21 protein-coding genes are annotated in these 24,468 nt (G+C 61.7%); 9 read left to right on the top strand and 12 right to left on the bottom strand.

Features of this window, described 5'->3' with window-relative positions; genetic code table 11:
- Nucleotides 1-226 precede the first annotated feature (226 nt).
- Together IHQ71_RS21650 and IHQ71_RS21655 are read left to right on the top strand one after the other, a co-directional pair.
- Nucleotides 227-916, top strand: a complete 690-nt coding sequence (locus IHQ71_RS21650; protein WP_258158492.1) for a response regulator — start codon at nt 227-229, stop codon at nt 914-916.
- 147 nt (nt 917-1,063) lie between these two features.
- Nucleotides 1,064-2,071: a murein L,D-transpeptidase family protein gene (locus IHQ71_RS21655; protein ID WP_258158493.1), complete on the top strand. Its 1,008-nt coding sequence runs from the start codon at nt 1,064-1,066 to the stop codon at nt 2,069-2,071.
- A gap of 11 nt (nt 2,072-2,082) precedes the next feature.
- Here the strand turns inward: IHQ71_RS21655 and IHQ71_RS21660 are convergent, their stop codons facing one another.
- From IHQ71_RS21660 to IHQ71_RS21700, 9 genes are all read right to left on the bottom strand, one after another.
- Nucleotides 2,083-2,955 carry a DMT family transporter gene (locus tag IHQ71_RS21660; RefSeq protein ID WP_258158494.1) on the bottom strand — a complete coding sequence of 291 codons (873 nt, stop codon included), beginning with the start codon at nt 2,953-2,955 and terminating at the stop codon, nt 2,083-2,085.
- Nucleotides 2,956-3,131: 176 nt separating this feature from the next.
- Nucleotides 3,132-3,665 carry an MgtC/SapB family protein gene (locus IHQ71_RS21665; protein WP_258158495.1) on the bottom strand — a complete coding sequence of 178 codons (534 nt, stop codon included), beginning with the start codon at nt 3,663-3,665 and terminating at the stop codon, nt 3,132-3,134.
- A gap of 40 nt (nt 3,666-3,705) precedes the next feature.
- Nucleotides 3,706-4,659, bottom strand: coding sequence for an agmatinase (speB, locus tag IHQ71_RS21670; RefSeq protein ID WP_258158496.1), 954 nt, complete (start codon nt 4,657-4,659; stop codon nt 3,706-3,708).
- A 271-nt stretch (nt 4,660-4,930) separates the two neighbouring features.
- Nucleotides 4,931-6,553, bottom strand: coding sequence for a 5-guanidino-2-oxopentanoate decarboxylase (locus tag IHQ71_RS21675; protein WP_258158497.1), 1,623 nt, complete (start codon nt 6,551-6,553; stop codon nt 4,931-4,933).
- 68 nt (nt 6,554-6,621) lie between these two features.
- Nucleotides 6,622-7,425, bottom strand: coding sequence for an ABC transporter permease (locus tag IHQ71_RS21680; protein ID WP_258158498.1), 804 nt, complete (start codon nt 7,423-7,425; stop codon nt 6,622-6,624).
- On the bottom strand, nt 7,425-8,252 hold the full coding sequence (locus tag IHQ71_RS21685; RefSeq protein WP_258158499.1) for an ABC transporter permease: 828 nt from the start codon (nt 8,250-8,252) through the stop codon (nt 7,425-7,427). The genes IHQ71_RS21680 and IHQ71_RS21685 overlap by 1 nt, the downstream gene beginning before the upstream one ends.
- Before the next feature lie 201 nt (nt 8,253-8,453).
- Nucleotides 8,454-9,569, bottom strand: a complete 1,116-nt coding sequence (locus tag IHQ71_RS21690) for an ABC transporter substrate-binding protein (RefSeq protein WP_258158500.1) — start codon at nt 9,567-9,569, stop codon at nt 8,454-8,456.
- A 62-nt stretch (nt 9,570-9,631) separates the two neighbouring features.
- Nucleotides 9,632-10,705, bottom strand: a complete 1,074-nt coding sequence (locus tag IHQ71_RS21695; RefSeq protein WP_258158501.1) for an ABC transporter ATP-binding protein — start codon at nt 10,703-10,705, stop codon at nt 9,632-9,634.
- A 109-nt stretch (nt 10,706-10,814) separates the two neighbouring features.
- Complete coding sequence (locus IHQ71_RS21700; protein ID WP_258158502.1) at nt 10,815-11,720, bottom strand: LysR substrate-binding domain-containing protein; 906 nt, start codon at nt 11,718-11,720, stop codon at nt 10,815-10,817.
- Between the two features lie 134 nt (nt 11,721-11,854).
- On the opposite strand from IHQ71_RS21700, the gene IHQ71_RS21705 reads away from it, so the two are divergent.
- The 5 genes from IHQ71_RS21705 to IHQ71_RS21725 all read left to right on the top strand — a co-directional run bounded on the left by IHQ71_RS21705 (nt 11,855) and on the right by IHQ71_RS21725 (nt 18,062).
- The gene (locus IHQ71_RS21705; protein ID WP_258158503.1) at nt 11,855-13,435 is read left to right on the top strand and encodes an amidohydrolase; all 1,581 of its coding nucleotides are present in this window, start codon (nt 11,855-11,857) and stop codon (nt 13,433-13,435) included.
- A gap of 18 nt (nt 13,436-13,453) precedes the next feature.
- Entirely contained in the window at nt 13,454-14,389 is a 936-nt protein-coding gene (locus IHQ71_RS21710) for a dimethylarginine dimethylaminohydrolase family protein (RefSeq protein WP_258158504.1), read from the top strand.
- 17 nt (nt 14,390-14,406) lie between these two features.
- Entirely contained in the window at nt 14,407-15,558 is a 1,152-nt protein-coding gene (locus tag IHQ71_RS21715) for an alpha-hydroxy acid oxidase (RefSeq protein ID WP_258158505.1), read from the top strand.
- A 6-nt stretch (nt 15,559-15,564) separates the two neighbouring features.
- Complete coding sequence (locus IHQ71_RS21720) at nt 15,565-16,944, top strand: FAD-binding oxidoreductase (protein ID WP_258158506.1); 1,380 nt, start codon at nt 15,565-15,567, stop codon at nt 16,942-16,944.
- Nucleotides 16,945-17,057: 113 nt separating this feature from the next.
- A complete protein-coding gene (locus IHQ71_RS21725) occupies nt 17,058-18,062 on the top strand; it encodes a LacI family DNA-binding transcriptional regulator (RefSeq protein WP_258158507.1) in 1,005 nt (334 codons plus the stop codon).
- On the opposite strand, the gene IHQ71_RS21730 is transcribed toward IHQ71_RS21725, so the two are convergent.
- The 3 genes from IHQ71_RS21730 to IHQ71_RS21740 form a co-directional block, all read right to left on the bottom strand.
- Nucleotides 18,059-18,808, bottom strand: a complete 750-nt coding sequence (locus IHQ71_RS21730; RefSeq protein WP_258158508.1) for a glutamine amidotransferase — start codon at nt 18,806-18,808, stop codon at nt 18,059-18,061. The genes IHQ71_RS21725 and IHQ71_RS21730 overlap by 4 nt on opposite strands.
- Before the next feature lie 65 nt (nt 18,809-18,873).
- On the bottom strand, nt 18,874-19,680 hold the full coding sequence (locus IHQ71_RS21735; RefSeq protein ID WP_258158509.1) for a phosphodiesterase: 807 nt from the start codon (nt 19,678-19,680) through the stop codon (nt 18,874-18,876).
- Between the two features lie 197 nt (nt 19,681-19,877).
- A complete protein-coding gene (locus tag IHQ71_RS21740; RefSeq protein WP_258158510.1) occupies nt 19,878-21,239 on the bottom strand; it encodes an aspartate aminotransferase family protein in 1,362 nt (453 codons plus the stop codon).
- A gap of 182 nt (nt 21,240-21,421) precedes the next feature.
- On the opposite strand from IHQ71_RS21740, the gene IHQ71_RS21745 reads away from it, so the two are divergent.
- Entirely contained in the window at nt 21,422-22,780 is a 1,359-nt protein-coding gene (locus IHQ71_RS21745) for a glutamine synthetase family protein (RefSeq protein WP_258158511.1), read from the top strand.
- 17 nt (nt 22,781-22,797) lie between these two features.
- Entirely contained in the window at nt 22,798-24,465 is a 1,668-nt protein-coding gene (locus IHQ71_RS21750) for an amidohydrolase (RefSeq protein ID WP_258158512.1), read from the top strand.
- The last annotated feature ends 3 nt before the right edge of the window (nt 24,466-24,468 follow it).

Consider the following 24,468-nt stretch of genomic DNA (forward strand, 5'->3'; position numbering starts at 1 on the left):
ATACAACTCCATGCGCGGGGCGGAATTCAATCATTTTCTCCCATTATTCGCCGAATGTTTCATCAGGATGTCGCCAAGCGCGGCGCAATTGGGGCGCCGGCAAGCAGAATTGTGACACCGGCCGCGAAATGACATCCGGATCAGGCGCAACTCATTGCTTTTCCTAGGCGTCTGGACGATATTTCACTTCGCGGCTTTGTAGCGGGAACAGAAGTCCGGGGATCAGATGGCGGAACTCATTGTTGTCGATGACGATCAGGGCTTGAGCGGCATGTTGATGGATTACCTGACGATGTCGGGACATTCCGTTCGTGTCGCCGGGAGCGCCGTCGAACTCGATACCTTGTTCGCCGCTGCACCCGCCGAACTCCTCATTCTGGATGTCAGCCTGCCGGGCGAAGATGGCTTCAGCATCGCTCGCCGCATGCGCCAGTTGGCCGATATCGGCATCATCATGCTGACCGGCGCCGGCGAAATGGTCGATCGCGTCGTCGGACTCGAAATCGGCGCCGACGACTACGTCACCAAGCCTTTCTCACTGGCCGAAATGTCGGCCCGCATCGAAGCCATCCTCCGACGCCGCCGCGCGCGCGGCGCCAATGTCATGCCGTTCGGCGCCTTCTCCCTCGATCTCAAACGCTGGGCGCTTTTCGACACGAAGGGCGAGCAGATACAGCTTTTCCCGACCGAGATCGACCTGGTCGCCGCCTTCGTCACCAACCAGGGCAAGCTGATGAGCCGCGACGAACTTCTGAAGCTCGCGCCCGGCAATGGCTCCGACCCGATCGACCGCTCGATCGACAAGCGCATCGAGCGGCTGCGCCGCAAGCTGGAAAAGCAGGGCCTGGAGGCCGACATCATCCAGACCGTGCGCAGCGACGGCTATATCTACAAGGGACCATTGAGCCGGGCGTGAGAGATTTTCTAACCCTCTCTTAACCCTGATGTCGCATTGTGATACGGAAGCCTCAATCTCTTTGGCCTGCGCCAAATTGACGACACAAGCGTGTCGCAAGGAGACGGGCGCATGACACACGCATCAGGGATCCCTAGAGCCTCGCACATGACCACCAACTTGATGTACTTTTCCAAAACGATGAGCCGCCTGTCCTTAGGCGCATTCGTGAGTGCGACCGTGCTGCTTGCCGGCTGCTCCGGCGGCCTCGATGCACTCGCGCCTTCGACGGATATCACGCCGAAGCTCGCCCGCGAGATCAAATCCAAGGGCTTCAATCAGCAGGACGCGGTTCTGGTCCGCATCTTCAAGGAAGAGAGCGAACTCGAAGTCTGGAAGAAGAAGGCGTCGGGCCAGTACGCGCTGTTCAAAACCTATCCGATCTGCCGCTGGTCGGGAAAGCTCGGTCCCAAGAAGAAGATCGGCGACCGCCAGGCGCCCGAGGGCTTCTACCAGGTCGATATGGGCCTGCTCAATCCGAAGTCCCAATATTATCTCAGCTTCAATCTCGGCTATCCCAACCGGCTGGAAAGCGCACTCGGCTATACCGGCGAAGCCCTGATGGTGCATGGCGCCTGCTCGTCATCGGGCTGCTACGCCATGACGGATGCGCAGATGGCGGAACTCTACCCGGTCATACTCAAGGCGATGCAGAGCGGCCAGCGCTCCTTCCAAGTCCAGGCCTATCCCTTTCGCATGACATCAGCCAACATGGCTGAGCATGCGGGCGACCCCAACATGGCCTTCTGGCAGAACCTGAAGCAGGGCTATGACAGTTTCCAATCGACGAAGCGCGAGCCGAGCGTCTCGGTCTGTAACGGCAAATATCAATTCAACAAGAACTTTGTCGAAGACCCGGAAAGCCCGCTCGGTGCCTGCCCGGCCGTTGTGGGTCAGTCCGATATGGTCGCCGACGCGGTCCCCGCGACCCGCGAGATCGTGATGCAAACCCGCATCACCGAGCATTCCTATGTCGATGGCGGCATGCATCCACAGTTCCGCGAACAGCTCAAGCGCTACGGTGCCAAGAGCTTCTCCGCGAAGACTTCGACGCGGAAATATCCAGTCAGCCGGCCGGAAGCAGCACTTTCGGATCCGTTCACCCCGGCGAACTGACGTCTTAAGGTTCAGGCCGAGCGCGGGCCAAAGCGCTCGCCAAGCACGATCGTCACGCCCGCCGCGAATATCAGTGCCGCGCCGAAGACAATATTGTGATCGGGGATGTCGCCCCAGATGGCGAAGCCCAGGATGAACGCCCAGACGAGCGACGTATATTCGAACGGCGCCAGGATCGACACCGGCGCGCGCCGCATGCCCTCGAACATCGCGAACTGGCCGAGCGCCGCGATCACGCCGGTCAGCGACGTCAGCAGCAATTGGCCTGATGTGACCGGCACCCAATAAAACACCAGCCCCATGCCGGTGAACAATCCGAGCAGGAAATTCGATATCGTCATCTGCACGATCGTCCGCTCGCTCAGCGCCGTCTTGCGCAATAGAACCGTGGAAATCGCCCAGAAGATAGCCGCCTGTAGCGCCAGCCATACCGGCCAGGAGAGCTTCAGCCCGGTGCTGATCATGTCGGTCGCCACCAGCACCCCGACAAAGCCGATCACGACGGCCATCCAGCGTACGGGCGGCACCTCTTCCTTGAGGATCGGCACGGCCAGAATCGTGATCAGAATCGGTGCTGCGTAATAGAGCGTCGTCAGTTCAGCGAGGCCCAGCGTTCGCGCGGCGTTGTAATAAGAAAGCCAGGCCGCGAGTAGCAGCAATGTCCTGAGAAGCATCGGCTTCACTATGGGCGAATGGATTGCCTCTCGCACCACCTGCCCTCGGCCAATCGCCAGGCAGATCGCGAGGATCGTCACCGACCGCACAAACAGGATCTGGATGACCGGGATGGACACGACCAGCCATTTCACCGATGCATCCTGCAGCGAGAACAGGAAATAGGCTGCCACGGTGGACAGCACGCCGGCAAGAACGGTTTTGGACATGAATGCTCCGACGAGCGTGAGAGGCGCCCGCGGCAATTGCGAACCGTATCTTACTAGCCCAATTCGTGACCGGGGCAAAGGCTCTTTATACGGTCGTATATCGACGTCGGAGAAGGGTCGAGGTTCCTCCGCGCGTCACTCCGGAAAGCTGGGCAGTCACTACCGAACGTAGCGGTCTACTCGCCCTTCGGCGGATCGCCTTTTGGAGGCGTGTCGTCGTCCACCGGCATGCTGCCGGTCATATCGAGCCGGTCCTCCATCTTGCCGACGAGAAACAGAATGGAAATGCCCGCGACGACCGCCGCAAATCCAATCACCCAATGGCCGAAGCCGAGGCAGAGGCCGATCGCACCCGCCAGCCATAGGCTGGCGCCCGTCGTGATGCCATGAATCTCCCCACGCGAGAGCACGATCGTGCCGGCTGCGAGAAAAGCAACGCCGGCCGTCACCGCTTCGATCACGCGCAGTGGATCGGGCTTGAAATTATCCGAGGCAAGAGCTGCCGTATGAATGGCTTCGATCGAGATGATCGAGAAAACCGCGGCGGCAAGGGCCACCATGATGTGCGTTTTCAAACCCGCCGGCCGGTTTTTGGCCTCGCGCTCGAAGCCGATGATCCCGCCGAGCAGGATCGCGCCCACGAAGCGGGCGAAGATGACGGGATAGCCGATGCGGCTGGCGGGGAACATGTCGGCGAGAATGGCATCCATGGCCGTAGGAACGCCGACCCCCTCTCCTGGGTTCCGGCTATCAGCCGCGCTTGACGCCGGGCAGCACGCAGAGCATCTCGTAAAGCAGGTTGGCGCCGATCAGTGCCGTATTGCCGGAGGGGTCGAAGGGCGGCGAGACCTCGACCAGATCGCCGCCTACCAGATTGAGCCCCGCGCAGCCACGAATGATTTCCAGCGCCTGCCATGTCGTCAGCCCACCGATCTCGACGGTGCCGGTGCCCGGCGCGAAGGCGGGATCGAGGCTGTCGATGTCATAGGTCAGGTAAACCGGCGCGTTGCCGATCCTGGCCCGCACCTCCTCCATCAACGGCTTCATCGATTTGCCCCAGCACTCCTCGGCCTGCACCACGGTCCAGCCCTTGCCGCGCGCCCAGTTGAAGTCCTCCGGCGAATAGCCGGTGCCACGCAGGCCGATCTGGAACACCTTGTCGTTCTGCAGCAGCCCGTCGTCATAGGCGCGGCGGAACGGCGTGCCATGCGCAATCTTCTCGCCGAACATCTCGTCATTGATATCGGCATGGGCATCGATATGGATCAGCGCCACCGGCCCGTGCTTCTTGGCTATCGCGCGCAGGATCGGATAGGTCAGTGTGTGATCGCCACCGAGCGTCAGCGGAATGCAGGGGTGCTTGAGGATATCGTTGTAAAAGGCGGTGATGATATCGACCGACTTCTTCAGATCGAACGTATTGATCGGCACATCGCCGATATCCGCCACCTGGATGGAATCGAATGGCGCGGCACCCGTTGCCATATTGTAAGGCCGCAGCATGCAGCTTTCCTGCCGGATCTGACGCGGCCCCAGCCGTGTGCCCGGCCGGTTCGACGTGCCGACATCGAGCGGGATGCCGACAAAGCAGGCATCGAGGCCCTCGGCCGTCGGCTGAGTCGGCAGCCGCATCATCGTACCGGGACCGGCGAAACGGGGCATTTCGTTGCCGCCGAGCGGCTGGTTGAAATTGTGTTCGGACATTGCGTCAACCTCATTGCTAAATAGCGTCTGGGTTTTACCCCTCACCAAGCGCGTCCAGGCACTCAACTTCGTTTCGTGCGGACTTGCTATCCTCTCCCACAAGGGGCGAGGTAATCACGTCGCACCGCATCACCAAAACCTCGGCGCCGCAGCAGGGCGAGACGGCTGTTGCGATTTACCTCTCCCCTTGTGGGAGAGGATACGAAGGCCGGGCGAGCTACGCGAGCCCTTAGCCGAAGTTGGTGAGGGGTGAATTCTATCGGAGAAACAACTAACCCGCCGCCGCCACCTTCACCGCCTCGTCCCTGACCGAATCCCCGAACACGATCATGCTCGGCTCGCCGCGCTCGTTCGCCTCGAGCAGCGCCGCCCGCAATCCGTCGAGATCATTCACCATCTCCGCATGCCAGCCATAAGCGCGGCCAATGCCGATGAAATCCGGCGTGTAGAGATCGACGCCGAGCGGCGGGATATTCTTCGACACCATGTAGGACTTGATCTCGCCATAGCCCTTGTTGTCGAAGAGCAGCATGATGACGGGTAGTTTCGCTTCCTTCGCCGAGGCAAGCTCTGCGATCGCGAACTGCACGCCGCCGTCGCCGGCGAGGATCACGACGGGCGCATCCGGAGCCGCGACCTTGGCGCCGATGCCGGCCGGCAGGCCATAGCCCAGCGTGCCGTAGCCGGTGGCGGAATTGAAATATTGCGCAGGGGCGGCGGACGAGAATCCGAGATTTCCGGCATAGACCAACTGGGTCGAGTCGCCGGCGAAAATCACGCCGGGCAGCGCGTCGCGCACCATGTCGAGGATGTGCAGGTCACCGCGCATCTGCTCGGTCAGGTCCTGAGTTTCGCCCTTCTCGCGTGCACTAGCGGCGCGGGCCTCGCCACGCCGCCCGGTGCGATCCACGAGATCGAGGAGCAGGGCCGCGCTTGCCCTCGCATCGCCAGCAACGCCGATTTCCGGCAACCATGTGCGCATGATCTGGGTCGGGTCGATGTCGATGCGGATCAGCTTGCCGGGGATTTCGAAGAAGCCGTCCTCATACATGTCGTAGTCCGTCGGCCCAAGTTCGGTGCCGATGGCAAGAACCACGTCCGAGGACTCGATGAGTTCCCGTGTTGCCTTGAAGCTTGGGGAGATCGAAATGCCCAAGGGATGACCCGGCGGCAGGATGCCGCGTCCGTTGGTGGTCATCGCCACCGGCGCATCGAGTTTTTCGGCGAGTTCAGCGATTTCCGTGGCTGCCCATTTGGCGCCTCCGCCAACGAGAATGATCGGAGCCTTGGCCGCATTGAGCAGCGCCGCGGCCTTCCCGAGCTCTTCCGCCGAAGGCACCGGCAGCGCGACTCGCGCCGGATTCTCGGGCACGCTGAGATGCCCGGCATCGGCGAGCATCACATTGATCGGCAGTTCGATATGGACGGGGCGCGGCCGGGCACTGTCGAACACGGCAAAGGCACGTGCCAGCGCCGGCGCCAGTTCTTCCGGGCGGTTGACCGTATAGCTGGAAGCGGAGACCTGGCTCACCAGTGCCTGCTGGTTGGGAAGCTCGTGCAGCCAGCCCTCGCCCGAACCCATGCGGCCATGGCTGTTGACGGTCGAAATCACCAGCATCGGAATCGAATCGCCATAGGCCTGGCCCATGGCCGTGACGATATTGGTCATGCCCGGCCCGGTGATGATGAAGCAGACACCCGGCTTGCCCGACACGCGCGCATAGCCATCCGCCATGAACCCGGCACCCTGCTCATGCCGTGGCGTGATGTGGCGGATCGAGCTCCCCGCCAGCCCACGATAGAGCTCCACCGTGTGCACGCCGGGGATACCGAACACGGTATCCACGCCATAGGCTTCCAGCAATTTCGTCAGATACATGCCCGTGCTGATCACGTCCCGCTCCCGTCGATTCTTTTAATTCTACAAACGTATAATTTATCTGGGAATTGTCCAGCGCCGCGTCAGGCCTTTTTCGAAGCCAGGGTGGAAATCACCGTCTTGCCGACGATCGCGGCGATCACAAGCACGATCAGCACCACCGAGATGGCGGCAATCGCCGGATCGATATTGTCACGCAGCCCCATCCACATCATGCGCGGCAGCGTCACTGCATTGACCGAGGTTATGAACAGCGTCACGCCGATCTCCTCCCAGGAGAGAACGAAAGCGAGGAACGCCGCGGTGAAGACCCCGAACTTGATATTGGGCAGGATCACCCGGAAAATCCGCTGCGTCATGCTGGCGCCGAAGCCGCGTGCGGCAAGATCGATCCGGCGATCGACCTGGGCCAGCGCCACCGTGATCAGCACCACCGCGAAGGGTGCGATCATCACGGCATGCGCGATCGCCACTCCGACCACCGTGTCGTAGCCGATCACGTCGTTGACCTTGGAAAGCGAGGTCAGGAAGAAATACAGCGTGATAGCGGAAACCACCGGCGGCGCCACCATCGGCAGCAGCACGAAACCGTAAAAGGCGCCGGGATAAAGCGGCCGGTACATCCACATGCCCAGGCTGAAAGCCAAGGCCAAGGCCGTCGAGATCGCCGAACTCAGGACAGCGATCCTGATCGACAGCCAGGTCGCCTGCAGCCAGGCTGGGTTCTCGATCAGCGCCATATAGTGGCGAACCGACCAGTTGCCTGATGGCATCGACAGGAACCGTGCCGGCGTGAAGGACACCGGAATGACGGCAAACAGCGGCAGCAGCAGGAAGATGGCAACCACGGCGGCAAGCAGAATGGCGATCGGGCTCGGCTTTTCCATTATTTCACCATCCCGCCCGGCTTGGCATAGCGCATCAGCAATGCCAGCAGCAGCCCGACAATCAGCATCATCAGCACGCTGATCGCAGCGCCCAGGCCCCAGTCTGGGCTCTGGAACAGCCGGAGATAGATGAGTTCCGCCGCCATGACGCTGCGGCCGCCACCGAGAATGGCGGGCGTGATGAAGAAGCCTAGTGAAAAGACGAAGACCATGATCGCGGCGCCGAGAATGCCCGGCGCGGTCATCGGCAGGAATATCTGCCAGAACGTCCGCATCCGCGATGCCCCCATGCCGCGCGCGGCGAGCAGTACGCGCTCGTCGAGGCTGCGCATGGCTGACGCGATCGGGAACACCGCGAAGGGAATGAGGAAATGCGTCATGCCAAGCACGACGCCGAGTTCGTTGCGCACCATGGTCAGCGGCTCGGCAATCACCCCCAGCTGCGTCAACCAGGTGTTGATCAACCCGCGATTGGAAAGCAGCGCCACCCAGCCGAAAGCGCGCGTCAGGACCGAGATCCAGAACGGGATCAGGATGCAAAGCTCGGCGATCAGCCGCTGCGTCGGCGAACCCCGCACCCAGACGAGCGCGATCATGTAGGCCATGGCCACGGCGAGCACGGTGACGAAGAAGCAGATCCGGAAGGTGCGGATGAAGACCGAGATGATCAGCGGATCGGTAACCGCCCGGCCATAGTTAGAGACACCAAGTTCGGGTAGCGTCACACTCCAGCGCACGACACCGAGAAAGGGAATGGCATAGGCGAGCAGCAGGAACAGCATCAGGGGGCCGAGCAGCAGCGCTGGCTTGAGATAGTCCGATCGCATGTCTTGGCCTCCTTTCTTTTGGTTCAAAAAGACCCCGCCCCGCACCCCTCCCCACAAGGGGGAGGGGCCAATCCATAGCCCCCTCCGCGACTCCTCCAACGCTTGCTGCAAGTGGCAAAAGTCGGGTGAAGGCAAGGCGGTGCCGCAGGTTAAGCCCCTCCCCCTTGTGGGGAGGGGTTTGGGGCGGGGTCTTAAATCACATCAAGCCGCGATGATCTTCGTATACTCGTCCAGCGCGGGACCGTAATTGGTCTCGTACCAGGCCATATCCAGCGCGATCTGCTTGCCCATGTTCTCCGGATCGACCGGGTTGAGCCGCTTCTGGTCCGCCGGAACCAGCGCATCGGCTGCCGGGTTTGCCGGGCCCTGTCCGAGCTTCTCGAACATCACGAGCTGCTTCTTCGGGTCCTGCGCGGAAGCGATGAACTTCATCGCATTTTCCTTGCCGCCCGGATTGCCCTTGAGTACGGCCATCGCGCCCGGCGAGATCAGGCCCTGGTCCCAGATGAACTTGATCGAACCGCCGGAATCCTTCTCGATCAGGCCGGCACGCGTCGACCAGATCAGCGCCATCGAGACTTCGCCGTTGAGCAGAACCGACTGGCTCTCCGCGCCGCCACCCCAATAGGAGACGACATTGTCCTTGAAGGCAGCGATCTTGTCATGCGCGCGCTTGAGGTCGAGCGGGTAGAGCTTATCAGGCGCCACGCCATCGGCGAGGAGTGCCGCTTCCCACATGCCAGCGCCCCACTTGTAGAGCGAGCGCTTGCCGGGGAATTTCTCCACGTCGAAGAAATCCGCCATGCCGGTCGGCACCTTGTCGCCGAACTTCGAGGCGTCATAGGCGATGATGTAGGAGAAGAAATAGGTCGAGGCCGCATATTCCCAGCCGAAGCCCGGGCGGAACTTGCTCTTGTCGACGATTGCATAGTCGATCGGCTCCATCAGGCCCTTCTTGCCGAGCGCCTGCGCCGAGAACGGATCGGCGTCGACGATATCCCAGCTCGGCTTGCCGCTTTCGACCTGCGCGGCGATCGCGCCTTCGGTCGGGCCGGAGCCGTCTTGCTTCACCGTCACGCCGGCTTCGGTCGCGAATGCCTTGCCATAGGCCTCGTCATAGGCGGTCATGGCATCGCCGCCCCAATTGACGAAAACCAGTTCGTTGGCTGCTGCCCAGGCACCCTTGGCCTTGAGAGCCAGCGGCGCGCCGCCGATCAGCATGGCGGCAATCTGCGTGAAACGGCGGCGCGACAGCTGGCCGTTATCGACCTTCTTCGAGAGAATCTCGAGGGTTTCCTTTTCGAATTCCATGGACATGTCGTTCTCCTCTATTTTTGTTGTTGTCGTCATTCCCAGTCTGCTTCAGGCTGTCTTGAGCGTCAGAGGAAAAATCCCTGATCCGGCGCCCAGCTCGCCCAAACTCTCTTTCCCCTGGCGAAATCCGGCCCGGTCTCGCGGGTCGGCATCTCAAGCGTCAGTCCCTTGCCACCCGGCGTCTTCAGCGCGAACCGTGTCGCGGCGCCGAGATAGGTCACATCCTCGATATCGGCGGCCAGCGCGTTACGATCAGCCGGCTCGGCGCTCGAAAGGACCATATGCTCAGGTCGGATGGCGAAATGGTTGGTCGGGCTGCCAGCGGCATTCGACGCGCGGATCACCCTGTCCTCGAAGCGGCATTCCGCCAGCGCGCCCGAGAGCTTGGTATCCTTGAGATCGAAGATGTTGATATCGCCGAGAAATTCCGCAACGAAACGGTTGGCCGGATGCTCGTAGACGGCCTTCGGTGTATCGACCTGCTGCAGCTTGCCCTTGTTGAAGATCGCGACCCGCGTCGAAAGCGCCAGGGCCTCCGACTGGTCGTGGGTCACGAAAACAAAGGTCGTGCCGGTCTCCTGATGCAGACGGCGGACTTCTTCTTGCATCGATCCGCGCAGGTTCTTGTCGAGCGCGGAAAATGGCTCGTCGAGCAACAGCACGGAAGGCTCGAACACCAGCGCACGGGCCAGCGCCACGCGCTGCTGCTGGCCTCCCGAAAGGTCGGCGGGACGTTTTGTGGCATGCTCGCGTAACCCGACGCGATCGACGATATTATCGACTTTCTTCTTGATGTCCTGGGCATTGCGGCCCTGCACCTGCAGCGGAAAAGCGATGTTCTTCTCGACCGACATGTGGGGGAAGAGCGCGTAGCCCTGGAACACCATGCCGAAGGCGCGCTTCTCGGCCGGCAGGTGGGTTATGTCCGTGCCATCCTTGGTCAGCGAACCCGATGTCGCGTTGACGAAGCCGGCGAGGATCATCAGAAACGTCGTCTTGCCGGAGCCGGAAGGTCCGAGAAGCGTCAGAAATTCGCCACGGCCGATCGTCAGGGAGACATCGTCCAGTGCGTGAAAATCGCCGTAAGTCTTGCCAATTCCCCGGGCGTCCAGTTCGGCCGCCCTATTCTTGGTCTGCATGGCCGTTCCCTTATTATTGAGCTTAGCCTATGAGCGAAACGGCAGCCGCACAAACGAAATCTTTTCACCCATTCGACAAATTCCATTCACCTTTGCCGGGTGAAACTGGTTAAGCCTTGATCGGCACCGCCTCATTTTTCATCACCTCTTCCTTCAGCCAGTCGCTGAAGGCCATGACGGTCTTGTTGTCGGCCTTGGCCTCGGAAACGACGAGATAGTAGGAGCGCTTGGACTTGATGTTGATGTCGAACGGCCGCACCAGCTGCCCGGTCGCCATGGCTGTCCGGCAGATGAATTCGTCTCCCATCGCAATCCCCTGCGCCGACATGGCGGCCGAATAGACGAGATTCATGTCGGAGAAGACGATCCCCGTCTGCGCGAACGACGGATCGACGTCGGCGATCGTCAGCCACTCCTCCCAGTCGTCGTCATCGACAAGATGCAGCAGACAGGTCTTCTTGATATCCGAGGGATCCGACAGGCCCAGCGACTTGTTGATCAGCACCGGGCTGCAAAGCGGCGTGAATTCGACCTCAACCAGCAGTTCAACCTTCATATCCGGCCAGTATCCCGTGCCGAACGCGATGAACACATCGACATCGGGATTGGAGACGTCATCCAGTCGCATCGGGGTCGAGATCGACAGCCGCACATCCGGATGGGTCTCGCGAAAGCTGGAGATATGGCTGCACAGCCAGCTGGACGCAAAGCCCGGCGTACAGCACACATTGATCGAACCGGACACACCGCGATTGGCGTGCCGCACGGCGGAGCCCGCGATCGTGTTAAGCGCCTTGCGCACATCGAGCGCATAGCCCATGCCCTGTTCCGTCAGCTCGATCTTGGTGCCGATCCGATTCAGCAACTGGAAGCCGAGATCCCGCTCGAGCAGCCTCAACTGATGGCTCACCGCGCTGCGGGTGAGGTTGAGTTCGTCGGCCGCCTTCCACACCGAACCATGACGGGTGAAGCTGTCGAGAGCGCGCAGCGCCTGGGTCGAGGGAATTCGCTTCATGTCACCTCCATATGGGTCTCAGGCTAAACATATTTTGAGCATTGGTGAACCAAATTTGCGGCTCTTGGGAAAAGATTTCACTTTTTCAAATTCGCGATCTGCGGTGTACTCGGCCCCGACGAGGAGAATTTCCCATGCCGATCTCGGCCGCCCAGCGCCATGCAGCCAAGCATATCGACGCGATCAGGTCTGATCTCTCGGCCTGGACCGCGACGATTTTCGACTTCGGCGAGACGGCCTGGCGCGAATATCAATCGGCCGACTGGTACGCAAAAACCTTGCGTTCCCATGGATTTACCGTCGAGGAAGGCTCGGCGGGCATGCCCACGGCCTTTGCCGCGCACTGGACCAATGGCCCCGGTCCCTCGGTCGGCATGTATGCCGAATATGACGCTGTGCCCGGCAATTGCCAGGCGGCATCGACCTGCAAGGAACCCCGCGCCGGCCTCAACGAACATGCGGGCGGACACACCGATCCGCATTCCGGCCTTGGCGTCGGTGCGCTCGGTGGGTTGCTTGCCACCAAGGCCGCGATGGAGCGCCACGGCGTCACCGGAACCCTGCGTTTCACCGGCGAACCGGCCGAGAAAGTACGCGGCTCCAAGCCCATCCACGCAGCCAAGGGCTATTATGATGGCCTGGACGGCATGCTCTCCTTCCATCCGTTCTACATGCTGCCGATGTGCAATACCGTCCGCTGGGACACGCATTGCGGCGCCGCCTATTCGATGATCTATCGCTTCATCTGCGACCAGCCCGAAGACTGGGGCAAAAGTGATGGCGCGCCGATCCCGCAATCGCATTCGGCCATCCGCGCACCCGGCGCCAATGATGCGCTTATGATGATGTACATGTCCTCCAAGGCGTTGCGCGATTCCATGCTGCCGCATCAGGGCGGCTGGTCGATCAGCGAAGCGATCCTCACCGCCGGCCAGGCCACCGCCGACAACCTGCCCGCCGGCCTCGCCGAAATCCAGTACATGATGCGCATGCCCGATCTCGCCATGGCCGAGCAGGCAACCGCTTTCCTCGACCGAAACGCCGCGCATGCCGCGCAGATGTCCGGCTGCAGCTATGAGCGCCATTGGGTCTGCAAGTCGCGGCCCGGCCTCGCCAATCATGTCATGGCCAATGTCGTCTGGGATTCGCTGCTGGCGGTCGGAGCGCCAGTATGGGACGAGGAAGCCAAGGCCAAGGCGCGCGAAATCCAGTCCAATCTCGGCCTCGATCCGATGACTGAGCCGTTCATCGACGAGATGACGGCACTGGTCGATCCGAAAGAGGCCGAGGCGATCCTGCGCCGCGACCTGCCGCCTTCGCAACTCAACTCGACCTCGGATGACTATACCGATATGAGCTGGCATGCGCCGCTCGCCCGCTTCTACATTGCCCGGCCGGCACTCAAGGCGCCGTCAGGCTATCGTTATCCCGGCTGGGTGATGAACGCGCTCGGCGGCATCCCGGCAACGATCGATCCGATGGTGGCGACCGCGGCGAAAGTGCTCGCCTTCTCGGCGCTCCGCCTGATGGAAGACGCCAAGGCCCGCAAGGCGGCGCGCGACGAATTCGAAACCCGCACCGGCGGTGGCGTCGGCGGCTCGAAATGGACCCCGCCGCTCTGCGATTACGACCCACCCATCCACTTCCGCTGGCCCGAATATGTTACCACTCAGCGTGGTCGGGACTGGTGGATACCCACGCAACCCAATTCCTGACCGAACGGAGAAACCGCAATGAACATCCAGAGCGCCTTCGCATCCCAAGAGCCCTTTTCCCTCCAGCGCCGCAACCCCAAGGGCAACACCAAGCGCCTGGAAGGCTGGGGCTTCGCCAACGAGACCGACACGCTGACCGACGTTCTGCTCGGCTCGCCCGCCTATCTCCGGCACCTGGCGACCTCGTCGCTCTCGCGCAAGCACCTGCGCGAAAATCCGTGCAACATCCAGACCGCCCAGGCCCAGCACAAGGAGCTTGTCTCGGCCTACGAGCATTTCGGCGTCCGCATCCACTGGCACGAGCCGACCCCGGAACTGCCGATGCAGGTCTATTCGCGCGATTCCTCCGTCATGACGCCCTATGGCGCGATCATCACGGCGATGGCGCAGTGGTGGCGGCGCGGCGAGAACTATGCCGCGATCCGCACCTATGAAAAGCTCGACATCCCGATCTACGACATGGTCACCGCCGGCACGTTCGAAGGCGGCGATTTCAACGTCATCGAGGATGGCGTGGTGCTGATCGGCTGCGGCGGCGCCCGCACCCAGGAGGAAGGTGCCCGCCAGGTCAAGGAATGGTTCGACAAGGAAGGTTGGGAGACCCGCCTCGCCTTTATCGACGAATATTACGTCCATATCGACCTGATGGTCGTGCCGATCGCGCCGAAGCTGACCGCCGTCTGCCTCGATTGCACCGACCCCGCGATCGTCACTTGGCTTAAGGACAAGGGCCATGATATCGTCGATGTGCCCTTCCAGGATACGATGGCGCTCGGCTGCAATTTCATGTCTCTCGGCAACGACAAGATCATCGCACCGACCTCGTCGAAGACGTTGATCGAGCAGTTGAAGGCGCGCGGCTTCGAAGTCGCCGCCGTCGATACGGCTGAGATTTCCAAGACTGGCGGCGGCATTCATTGCATGGCGCAGGCCCTCCGTCGCGAGGCCGCGTAAGCGTCGCGGAGGACGAGTTGGCGAATATACAGAAGCGGTTTCCCTCGATACCGCATATGAAGGCGAAGGCCCGGTGGCGCATACCGGGCTTTGCCTGGGACTACATGACCGGCGGCATCGGCATGGAGGAAAACGTCCGGCGCAACAGCGACGACCTCCAGAAGATCATGTTCATGCCGCGCTATCTGAGCGCGGCGCCGAGCCCTGACATAAGCACCACGATCTTCGGCCAGACGCTATCGGCGCCTTTCGGCGTGGCCCCCGTCGGCCTCGCAGGCCTGCAATGGCCGGGTTGCGAACCACCGATCGCCAAGGCGGCGCAGGCGCATAACGTGCTGCATGTCCTCTCGACCCATGCCACGCAGAGCCTGGAAAAAATGAAAGCGCTTTCCGGCCCCATGGGCTGGTTCCAGCTCTATCCGCCGAATGACGCGAAGATGGAAACCGACATGATCGAGCGGGCCAAGCGGGCCGGCTACGAGGTGCTGGTCGTCACTGTCGATATTCCCACCGTCACGCGACGCGACCGCGACATCCGCAACGGTCTCTCGGTGCCACCGCAATTCGATGCCCGCACGGTATTCCATGCCGCCATGCGCCCGCACTGGCTGCTGCGTCTTGCCCGCCACGGCATTCCGCATTTCGAGAATCTTGAGCTCTATGCGCCGAAGGGACAATCGATCAAGGAATTCTACGCCTTTCTCGGCTCGGTCCTCTCGAACCACATCACCGCGGATCGCTTCAAGCAGATCCGAGACCAGTGGCCGGGTAAAGTCATCGTCAAGGGCGTGCTCGACCCCGAGGAGGCCGCGGCCTACATGGCCATGGGTGCCGATGGCGTCATCGTCTCCAACCATGGCGGCCGCCAGCTCGATGCGGCACCCTCCTCCGTTTCGATGCTGCCGCTTGTCCGCAAGCGCCTCGGGCCGGATGCGCTTGTCATGGTCGATGGCGGTGTACGCTCCGGCCTCGATATCGCCCGGATGATCGCGCTTGGCGCAGACTATGTCTTCATGGGCCGGCCCTTCATCTTCTCGGTGGCCGCGATCGGCGACGATGGTCCGGCGCATCTGATCGACGTGCTGAAGCTGGAGCTTACCGGCACCCTGTCGCAGCTCGGCTGCCAGCGCCTCGCCGATCTTCACACGTTCCTGCACAAGCCGGAGTAACCAGCGATGAGCCGTGCGCAGGACGAGCTTCTTGCCGCTTTATCCCAACTGCTCGACGACACGGTGCTGCTGCGCGGCGATGGCATCCCCCAGAAGGCGCGCAGCGATGCGAGCCTGTCCGGTCGCAGCCTGCCCTGGCTCTATGTCAGGCCCGTCACGGTGGAACAGGTAGCTATCGCCCTGCGTGCCTGCGATGCCTGTCGCTGGCCGGTGACGGTCCAGGGCGGCATGACCGGACTAGCCGGCGGCGCCAATCCGGAACGCAGCGACGTTGTGATCGCGCTCGACCGCCTTTCGGGCATCGAGGATATCGACAGCGCGGCCGGGACAATGACCCTTCGCGCCGGCACCGTTCTCGAAGTCGCCCAGAAAGCTGCCGAGGACGCCGGCTTCCTGCTACCCATCGATCTCGGCGCGCGCGGCTCCTGCCAGATCGGCGGCAACATCGCCACCAATGCCGGCGGCATCCGCGTGATCCGCCACGGCGTGACCCGCGACAATATTCTCGGGCTGGAAGCGGTCCTCGCCAATGGCACAGTGATCTCCTCGATGAACCGCCTGCGCAAGAACAATACCGGCTACGACCTGAAGCAGCTTTTTATAGGCTCCGAAGGCACGCTCGGCATCATCACCCGCGCCGTCATCCGCCTCCAGCCGCTGCCGTCGGGCAAAGCGACGGCGCTTGTCGCACTTTCGAACTACGATCACGCCGTGGCCTTGCTCAAACGCGCGCAGGCCGGGCTGGTCGGCCTCTCTGCCTTCGAGATCATGTGGGACAACTATTTTTCCTTCAGCAGCAAGGGCGAAGGCCTCACCCTGTTCGACCGAAGCCATCCCTTCGTGGCCATCATCGAGCAATCGGGAACGCCGGATAACGATAACCTCGAAACCTTTCTTGGCACGATGTTCGAAGAGGGATTGATAGAGGATGCGCTCATCGCCCAGTCCGAGAAGGAAAGCCGGCAGTTCTGGGCCGTACGCGAAGGCGCGGCCTACGACCGGCTGGAAGGGCTGATCAATTTCGACGTCTCTATCGCTATCGGCCAGTTGGGCGCATTCGCCGAGGCTTGTGAAATAGCACTGCGCGAAAAGTATCCCGACGCCCATATCGCCTTCTTCGGCCATATGGGCGACAGCAACCTGCATATCGCGGTCTCGGTCGGACCGACCGACGACGCCACGCTCCATGCCATCGATGCAATCACCTATGGCGCGGTGAAACAGTTCAAAGGCTCCATCTCCGCCGAACACGGCATCGGTCTTCTCAAGCGCGATTTTCTCGGCCATTCTCGCAGCCCGGAGGAACTGGCGCTGATGCGGTCGATCAAGAAGGCGCTCGATCCGCACGGCATCCTCAACCCCGGCAAGGTGCTGCCTCCGGCCTGACAGCGCGAGCCTTCAATTCATTTGTGCGGCTTCAAGAAAGAGTGACGCGGATATCGCCGTCCCGCTCTGGCATCTTCCCCATGAACTGTTATGACTGGCTTACGAGGGGGAATATGACGAAGCCACCGTCATTGCAGGATGTTGCGCGCGCGGCGAAGCTCTCGCCCGCCACCGTTTCGCGCTATCTCAACGGCTCGCTCAACCTGCCGCAGGAAACCTCAGACCGTATCGACGCAGCGATCGCCGCTCTCAATTACCGTCCCAACCCACACGCCCGCAGCCTCAGCCGTGGGCGCTCCGATACAATCGGCCTTGTCGTGCCGGATGTGGCCAACCCCTTCTTCGCCAAGCTCGCCGCCGCGGTCGAGCATCATGCCGGCCAGGCAGGTCTCGGTCTCATGCTCTGCACGAGCGTCAACCGCCAGAGCCGCGAGCTTGAATACATCGAACGCCTGAGGCGCAACCATGTCGATGGCCTGCTCTTCACCACCAATCACCAGGACGAGAATCAGGCGCTGGCCCACGCAATCAATGCAAGCCGGAACATCGTCATCATGAACGAGGATATCGAAGGCACCGACGTACCCAAAATCTTTTCCGACAATGTCCAGGGTGCGCATCTCGCAGCCGAAAAGTTTCTCGAAGCCGGGCATCGTCGCGTGGTGTTCGTCGGCGGGCACAGCAACATCATGAGCTCGCGCGAACGCGCACAGGGATTCAAGCAAACGATCGAAGCGGCAGGCGCCACGCTGACCGGCGAACTTTTCGGGCACTACACGACGGCCTACGGCAAGCAGGCGATGGCCGAAGTCCTCGAGCGGTTCCCCGATGCGACCGCCATCTTCGTCGGCAGTGACGAAATCACCTTTGGCATGATGGAAGAAGCCAAGAACCGGGGCCTGCGCCTGGGAGAGGATATCTCCATCATCACCTTCGACGATGTGGGGCCACTGGCGCTTTTCGATCCGCCAGTTACCGCTATCCGCCAATCCGTCGACGAGATCGGCCGGATCGGTTTCGAGCTGCTGTGCAAGCGCATGGAAGGCGACATGTCCGCACCCCGAATCCGGCTTCCGGTCACACTGATGGAGCGTGGTTCCGTGAAGCGGCTGCGCTAGCTTTTGCCCGCCAGCCACCCGGCCAATTGCGACCAGAAGCGGGAATAATGCTCCCAGCCGACGAATTCCGGCGAACCCCAATGCGGCGAGCAATCCGACGCGAAGGCGCCGACCCGGCCCTTGCCATGGGAGCCGACAACGAGGAACGGATCGGCATCCGCCGTGAGCAGCGTCTCAGCGCCGTCCTTGGCGACCAGCCGCTGGTAGCCGAGGAAATGCGGCCAAGCCGAACCCGTGCCGGAGAGAATGGCATGATCCCCGGCAACCGCCGGGTTGATCCCCTCCGGGCACTCCACACGATCGTCATGACCGAGCATCTTCACCGGCAGCACATCGGCGAAAATCGTGTTGTGATAGCAGGCATTGCCGCCGAAGCCGGAAAAGCTCATGAAACCGCCGACCATCAGCAGCCCACCGCCATTCGCGACATATTCCGCCATGACTTTCAGCGTGTTCGGGCGACGGAGCGACTTGGTCAGCGTATCGGGATGCAGCAGGAACGTATCCGCGCCGATATCGGAAAGCACGATCACGTCATAGCCAGACAATCCGTCGACGCTGTTCGGAAACTGCGAAGGCACCAGATGATTGGGGATATAGGTGACCGCGTGGCCTTGCTTTTCCAGCGCCTCGATCAACGGCCTGCCACCCTCCTCATAACCTCCGGTCGTATAGATCGAGAACCCCTTGAGATGCAGCCCGAGCGATGTCCAGGACTCGCCGGCAAGCAGAATTTTCAGCCCCATCAATTTCCTCCTCCAATACGGGAGGAAAGGTTAGAGCCCAAACCACGGGTCTGTAAAGCGCTTGATCAAAACCATGTGCCGCGTTCGGCATCGGCCGGCATGACGGCCGGCTTGCGGTCGAGGAAAGCGTCGTTATGCACGATGATCCCTTCACCCGTCACATGAACCACCGCATAGGCCGGTGGCTCGTGCGAATAGACCGTCTCCACCGAACCCTCCACGAGCGGAAGCTGGTGGTTGAGTGACGGCAGCGCCGAAAAGCTGATGCCGCGCCACACGCCACTGACTGCCCGGTGGCCATGGCCGAAGAAGATATGCCTGACGTCGTGACCCTGCAGCAACGCGGCAAATTCTTCGGGATCGTCCAGCATGATCCTGTCCATCAGTTCGTGCGAGATGAAGAACGGCGGATGATGCATGAAGAGATAGACCGGCCTGCCACCCGCTTTGTCGAGCTGCTGTGTCAGCCATTGCCTGCGCTCTTCCGTATAAAGTCCAGCTGAGGACGGCGGCCCTTTGAGCGTATCGAGAAACAGGAACACACCACCATGCTCTTCGCGCACCTGCTGCACGAAGCCGCCATGGTCGAGCGCCGCGTCCGAGAAAACCGACTTGAAATTGACGCGGTCATCGTGATTGCCGAGCAGCAGCGGCACGGGCAGTGGAAAATTCTCCAGGCGCTGTTTCAGAAGCTTATAAGCGGCGATCTCGCCCCGCTCCGCGAGGTCTCCGGTAATCGCCACGAAGGACGCATCGGCATGATGCTTCGCAATATCCGCAAGGCAGGCATCCAGCGTTTCAATCGGCTTGAGACCCCAGAGAACCTCGCCTTCCGGCACCAGATGCAGGTCGGTTACGTGGATGAATTTCATACGATTCCCTCAATGCTTTTTCAAAAACAAGACCCCGCCCCAACCCCTCCCCACAAGGGGGAGGGGCTTAACGTGCAGCACCGCCTTTATCCCTCTCCAACCCCTTCACTTACTGAAAGGTCGCTTGGGGCAAGGCAGTGCTACGGGTTAGTCCCTCCCCCTTGTGGGGAGGGGTTGGGGCGGGGTCTTTCTTAAACCTACTTCATCTCCATCCACGCCGCATCCAACGCGCCGCGCAGCGTCCTGATCATGAAATCAACTTCCTCATGGGTGATGATGAGCGGCGGCGAGGCCAGCATCCGGTCGCCCGTCGCGCGCATGATCAGCCCCGCGTCGACGCATTTGTTGCGCACCAGCGTACCGACATCGTCGGGCTTCTCGAACCGCTCTCGCGTCTTCTTGTTCTTGGCCATCTGCACGGCCGCCATCAGGCCGACCGACTGCACGTCGCCGACCATGTCGTGATCGAGCAGAGTGGCCAGCCCCTTGGCGAGATAGGGTCCGATATCGTCGCGCACGCGCTCGACCAGCTTTTCTTCCTCGATGATACGAAGGTTTTCGAGCGCCGCCACGGCGCAGACCGGATGGCCGGAATAGGTGTAGCCGTGGTTGAAATCGTCGGCCATGATGACTTCGGCTACGTGATCGCTGACCAGCACGCCGCCGATCGGCAGGTAGCCCGAGGACAGGCCCTTGGCGACCGGCGCCATATCGGGCACGAAGCCGTAATGCTGGTGGCCGAACCAGTTGCCCGTGCGGCCGAAACCGCAGATCACCTCGTCGGCGACAAGCAATATGTTGCGCGCCTTGCAGATCCGGACGATCTCCGGCCAGTAGCTGTCCGGCGGCACGATCACCCCGCCCGCACCCTGGATCGGCTCGGCGACGAAGGCGGCGACATTCTCTTCGCCCAGTTCATCAATCTTGGCTTCGAGCTCGCGTGCCACGTTCAAGGCGAACTCGTCGGGCGTCATGTCGCCGCCCTCGGCATACCAGTGCGGCTGGCCGATGTGATGAATGCCTTCGATCGGCAGCGCGCCCTGCTCGTGCATGTATTTCATGCCGCCGAGGCTGGCGCCGGCGACGGTCGAGCCGTGATAGCCGTTCTTGCGTGCGATGATCTGCTTCTTCGACGGCATGCCCTTCGCCGCCCAATAGACGCGCGCCATGCGGAACCACGTGTCGGTCGCCTCCGAACCGGAACCGGTGAAGAACACCTTGTTGAGCTTGCCATCGGTATGCGACGTGATCTTCTGCGCCAGCAGTGCTGCCGGCGGCGTAGTCGTGCCGAAGAACAGGTTGTAATAGGGCAGTTCGTTCATCTGCGCCGCCACAGCCTCGGCGATTTCCTTGCGGCCATAGCCGATATTGACGCACCAGAGTCCGGCGAAGGCATCGAGATATTTCTTGCCCTTCGAATCCCAGATCGTCGAGCCTTCGGCGCGCTCGATGATACGGCTGCCGCCCTCGTTCAGCTTTGTCATGTTGCTGAACGGATGGATATGATGGGCCGCATCGATGGCGCCGAGATTGGACAGGGCGACGGACGTTTCTGACATTCTTGCTCTCCCCCACGCCGCATTCTGCTGCCGGTCCACCACGATTGGCGGTCCGTTCTGCCTGATTGAAAGGCGGCTTGAATTCGGCTACGAAAATGACCTTGCCCGATCATTTTGGCAAGGGACCGGCGAAAATTTGCCTCCCGAGCCGGAAAAATCTCAAAAAGTGAGCCATTCGCATCATGAACGACAATATGAAGGCCGAGACCACGCTCGACGCCTCCCTGCCCCCGCGCATCGAAATCCTGCTGGTCGACATGAACGGCCGCCTGCGCGGCAAACAACTGCCGCTCGATGCTGAAAAGAAGGTCTGGTCGGGCGCCACCCGCCTTCCCGCATCGACCCAGTCTCTCGATATCTGGGGTGACGACAACGACGACCTGACGGGCATTTCGCTGACGCTCGGCGATCCCGATGGAGCTGTGATCCCCGACAAGCGCAGCCACGTGGCCATGCCCTGGGCGCCGGCCGGCTCCAGCCAGGTGCTGGCGACCATGCATACACTGGAAGGCGAGCGCCATTTCTGCGATCCGCGCGGCATGCTCGCGCGCGTGCTGGAGCGCTATGCCGAACGCGGCCTGACGCCGGTCGTCGCCACCGAACTCGAATTCTACGTGATGGATGGCAAGAGCCGCGAGACCGGCATCCCAATGCCGCCCTCCTCGCTCACCTGCATGGGCGACAAGAACGGTTTCCAGCTCTACGAGATGGATGCCGTCGACAATATGAGCGAATACCTGCAGACCGTGCGCGCCTATTGCAACGCCATGGGCCTGCCCGCCGATGCGACGACGGCGGAATTCGGCGCCGGCCAGTTCGAGATCAATCTCAATCATCGGCCGGATGCGCTCGCCGCCGCCGATGATTGCATCTATCTCAAGCGCGTGGTCGAGCAGGCGGCGCGCAAGTTCTGTCTGAAATCCACCTGCATGGCCAAGCCCTATTCGGACCAGGCGGGCTCTGGCCTGCATGTTCATGCCAGCCTCATCGACAGGAACGGCGTCAATGTGCTCGATGCCAAGGGCGGCTATCCCGTTCTGCTGAAGTCGGTCACCGCGGGCATGCTGAAGACGATGCGCGAGGCCCAGTTGATCTTCGCACCCTTCGCCAATTCCTACCGCCGTTTCCAGCCCGGCTCGTTCGCACCGGTCGACGTGACCTGGGGCTTCGGCAATCGCGGCACCGCCATCCGCATTCCCGACAAGGATGGCCCCGCTGCCCGCGTCGAGCACCGCGTCGCCGGCGCCGATGCCAACCCCTATTTTCTGCTCGCCGCCATGCTCGGCGGCATGCTGCTCGGCCTCGAAAACACACTCGACCCCGGCCCGGACACCAACCCAACCAGCGGCCCGGAAAAGCCCGAGCGCCTGACACACGACTTTCTCACCGCGGTGGAAGAATTCGCCGCCTCGGAATTCATCGGCGACATTCTCGGCAAGCAGTACCAGAAGCTCTTTGCCGATACGAAGCGTAAGGAAGCAATTACCTTCATGCGGACGGTGTCGGATTTTGACTACCGTACATATTTGCCTAGAATTTGAGAGACAGAGTACGCATCATGATCCATCCTCTCCTCATCACCAACGCCCGCATCCTCACCATGGACCCGGCCAATCCACGTGCCGAAGCGATACTGCTCAGGGACGGCAAAATCGCCGCGATCGGCAGCCGGGCGGAGGTCGAGGCGCTGAAGACGACCGACACGCGTGTCATCGATGCCGGCGGCAACACCGTCCTGCCCGGCCTCTCGGAAAACCATCTCCACTTGTTCTCCGGTTCGGCCGAACTCGATCATCTTCATCTCTCGGGCATCCAGGGCTTCGATGCACTGAAAGACGCCGCGCAGGCCTATGCCGCGCGTATGCCCGACGAGATCGTGCTGTTCGGCCAGGGCGCGGATTACACGATCCTCGGCGGGGGCGAGCGCGTCACCCGCCATCATCTCGACCGGATCATTCCGGATCGGCCTTTCACGATCTTCGCACACGATCATCACACCGCCTGGGCCAACACCAAGGCGCTGGAACTGGCCGGCCTTCTGCATGGCAAGGAGCTCGGCCCCGGCAACGAAGTGGTGATGGGCGAGGATGGCCTTGCCAATGGCGAACTCCGGGAAATGGAGGCCTTCGGGCCGATCCAGTTCGCCGCCGGCTTCGATCGCTATCGCCTCGGCCTCGCCACCGGCGGCGAGCCGGACCCTTACCCCAGCGGCGCCGAATTCGAAAAAGACATCGCCGTCATGCGCCGTGGTCTCGATTACTGCGCCCGCCACGGCTTCACATCGCTGCAATGCATGGACGGCAATCTCTACCAGCTCGAACTGCTCGCCGAGATCGAGAAGCGCGATGGCTTCCTGCCGCTTCGCGTCCGAATTCCCTTCCATCTCAAGAACTTCATGCCGCTGTCGATGCTGGAAAAGGCTTCCCAGATGGCCGAGAAATACAATTCGGATTTCTTGAGCTCCGGCACGGTCAAGATGTTCTATGACGGCGTGCTCGATAGCTGGACCGCAATCATGGTCGAGCCCTATGCGAACAAGCCCGATTCGACCGGCGGCGACAGCCTGTTCACGCCGGATGAGATGAAGGCGGCCGCGATCGAAATCGACCGGCGCGGCCTGCAGGTCGCCGTCCACGCCATCGGCGACGGCGCCGTCCGCGCGGTGCTGGATGGCTACGAGGCCGCGCAAAAGACGAATGGCACCCGCGACAGCCGCCATCGCGTCGAGCATATCGAGGTCGTCCACCCCGCCGACATCCATCGCTTCAAGGACCTCGACGTCATCGCCTCCATGCAGCCGCCGCACCCGCCCGGCGCCATGGGCCTGCCGCTCGAGCCGACCGTCTCGATGATCGGCCGCGACCGCTGGCCCTATGCCTATGCCTGGCGAACCCTGAAGGATGCCGGCGCACACATTCCCTTCGCCTCGGATTGGCCCGTCTCCCCAATCGATCCGATGCACGGCATCCAGGCCGCGGTGACGCGCCAGAAATGGGCCGAGACCGATCCGGACCAGCGCTTCACCCTGATGGAGGCCATCGCCGCCTACACGATCGAAGGCGCCTACGCCGAATTCGCCGAGGACCGGAAGGGCATGCTGAAGCCGGGCTATTTCGCCGATGTGACGATCCTCGACAGCGATATCGAAGCGGTCACGCCGGAAGATATCCATGCGATCCGGCCAGCCGGAGTCATCTGCGGTGGAAGGGTTACGTTCGAGCACTGATTG

The sequence above is a fragment of the Rhizobium sp. TH2 genome (assembly GCF_024707525.1).
Lineage (GTDB): Bacteria > Pseudomonadota > Alphaproteobacteria > Rhizobiales > Rhizobiaceae > Rhizobium_E.

Bases quoted from the DNA above. Each gene is read 5' to 3' on its own strand.
- IHQ71_RS21650 (WP_258158492.1), top strand. From the start codon at position 227: ATGGCGGAACTCATTGTTGTCGATGACGATCAGGGCTTGAGCGGCATG.
- IHQ71_RS21655 (WP_258158493.1), top strand. From the start codon at position 1,064: ATGACCACCAACTTGATGTACTTTTCCAAAACGATGAGCCGCCTGTCC.
- IHQ71_RS21660 (WP_258158494.1), bottom strand. From the start codon at position 2,955: ATGTCCAAAACCGTTCTTGCCGGCGTGCTGTCCACCGTGGCAGCCTAT.
- IHQ71_RS21665 (WP_258158495.1), bottom strand. From the start codon at position 3,665: ATGGATGCCATTCTCGCCGACATGTTCCCCGCCAGCCGCATCGGCTAT.
- speB (WP_258158496.1), bottom strand. From the start codon at position 4,659: ATGTCCGAACACAATTTCAACCAGCCGCTCGGCGGCAACGAAATGCCC.
- IHQ71_RS21680 (WP_258158498.1), bottom strand. From the start codon at position 7,425: ATGGAAAAGCCGAGCCCGATCGCCATTCTGCTTGCCGCCGTGGTTGCC.
- IHQ71_RS21685 (WP_258158499.1), bottom strand. From the start codon at position 8,252: ATGCGATCGGACTATCTCAAGCCAGCGCTGCTGCTCGGCCCCCTGATG.
- IHQ71_RS21690 (WP_258158500.1), bottom strand. From the start codon at position 9,569: ATGTCCATGGAATTCGAAAAGGAAACCCTCGAGATTCTCTCGAAGAAG.
- IHQ71_RS21695 (WP_258158501.1), bottom strand. From the start codon at position 10,705: ATGCAGACCAAGAATAGGGCGGCCGAACTGGACGCCCGGGGAATTGGC.
- IHQ71_RS21700 (WP_258158502.1), bottom strand. From the start codon at position 11,720: ATGAAGCGAATTCCCTCGACCCAGGCGCTGCGCGCTCTCGACAGCTTC.
- IHQ71_RS21705 (WP_258158503.1), top strand. From the start codon at position 11,855: ATGCCGATCTCGGCCGCCCAGCGCCATGCAGCCAAGCATATCGACGCG.
- IHQ71_RS21710 (WP_258158504.1), top strand. From the start codon at position 13,454: ATGAACATCCAGAGCGCCTTCGCATCCCAAGAGCCCTTTTCCCTCCAG.
- IHQ71_RS21720 (WP_258158506.1), top strand. From the start codon at position 15,565: ATGAGCCGTGCGCAGGACGAGCTTCTTGCCGCTTTATCCCAACTGCTC.
- IHQ71_RS21725 (WP_258158507.1), top strand. From the start codon at position 17,058: ATGACGAAGCCACCGTCATTGCAGGATGTTGCGCGCGCGGCGAAGCTC.
- IHQ71_RS21730 (WP_258158508.1), bottom strand. From the start codon at position 18,808: ATGGGGCTGAAAATTCTGCTTGCCGGCGAGTCCTGGACATCGCTCGGG.
- IHQ71_RS21735 (WP_258158509.1), bottom strand. From the start codon at position 19,680: ATGAAATTCATCCACGTAACCGACCTGCATCTGGTGCCGGAAGGCGAG.
- IHQ71_RS21740 (WP_258158510.1), bottom strand. From the start codon at position 21,239: ATGTCAGAAACGTCCGTCGCCCTGTCCAATCTCGGCGCCATCGATGCG.
- IHQ71_RS21745 (WP_258158511.1), top strand. From the start codon at position 21,422: ATGAACGACAATATGAAGGCCGAGACCACGCTCGACGCCTCCCTGCCC.
- IHQ71_RS21750 (WP_258158512.1), top strand. From the start codon at position 22,798: ATGATCCATCCTCTCCTCATCACCAACGCCCGCATCCTCACCATGGAC.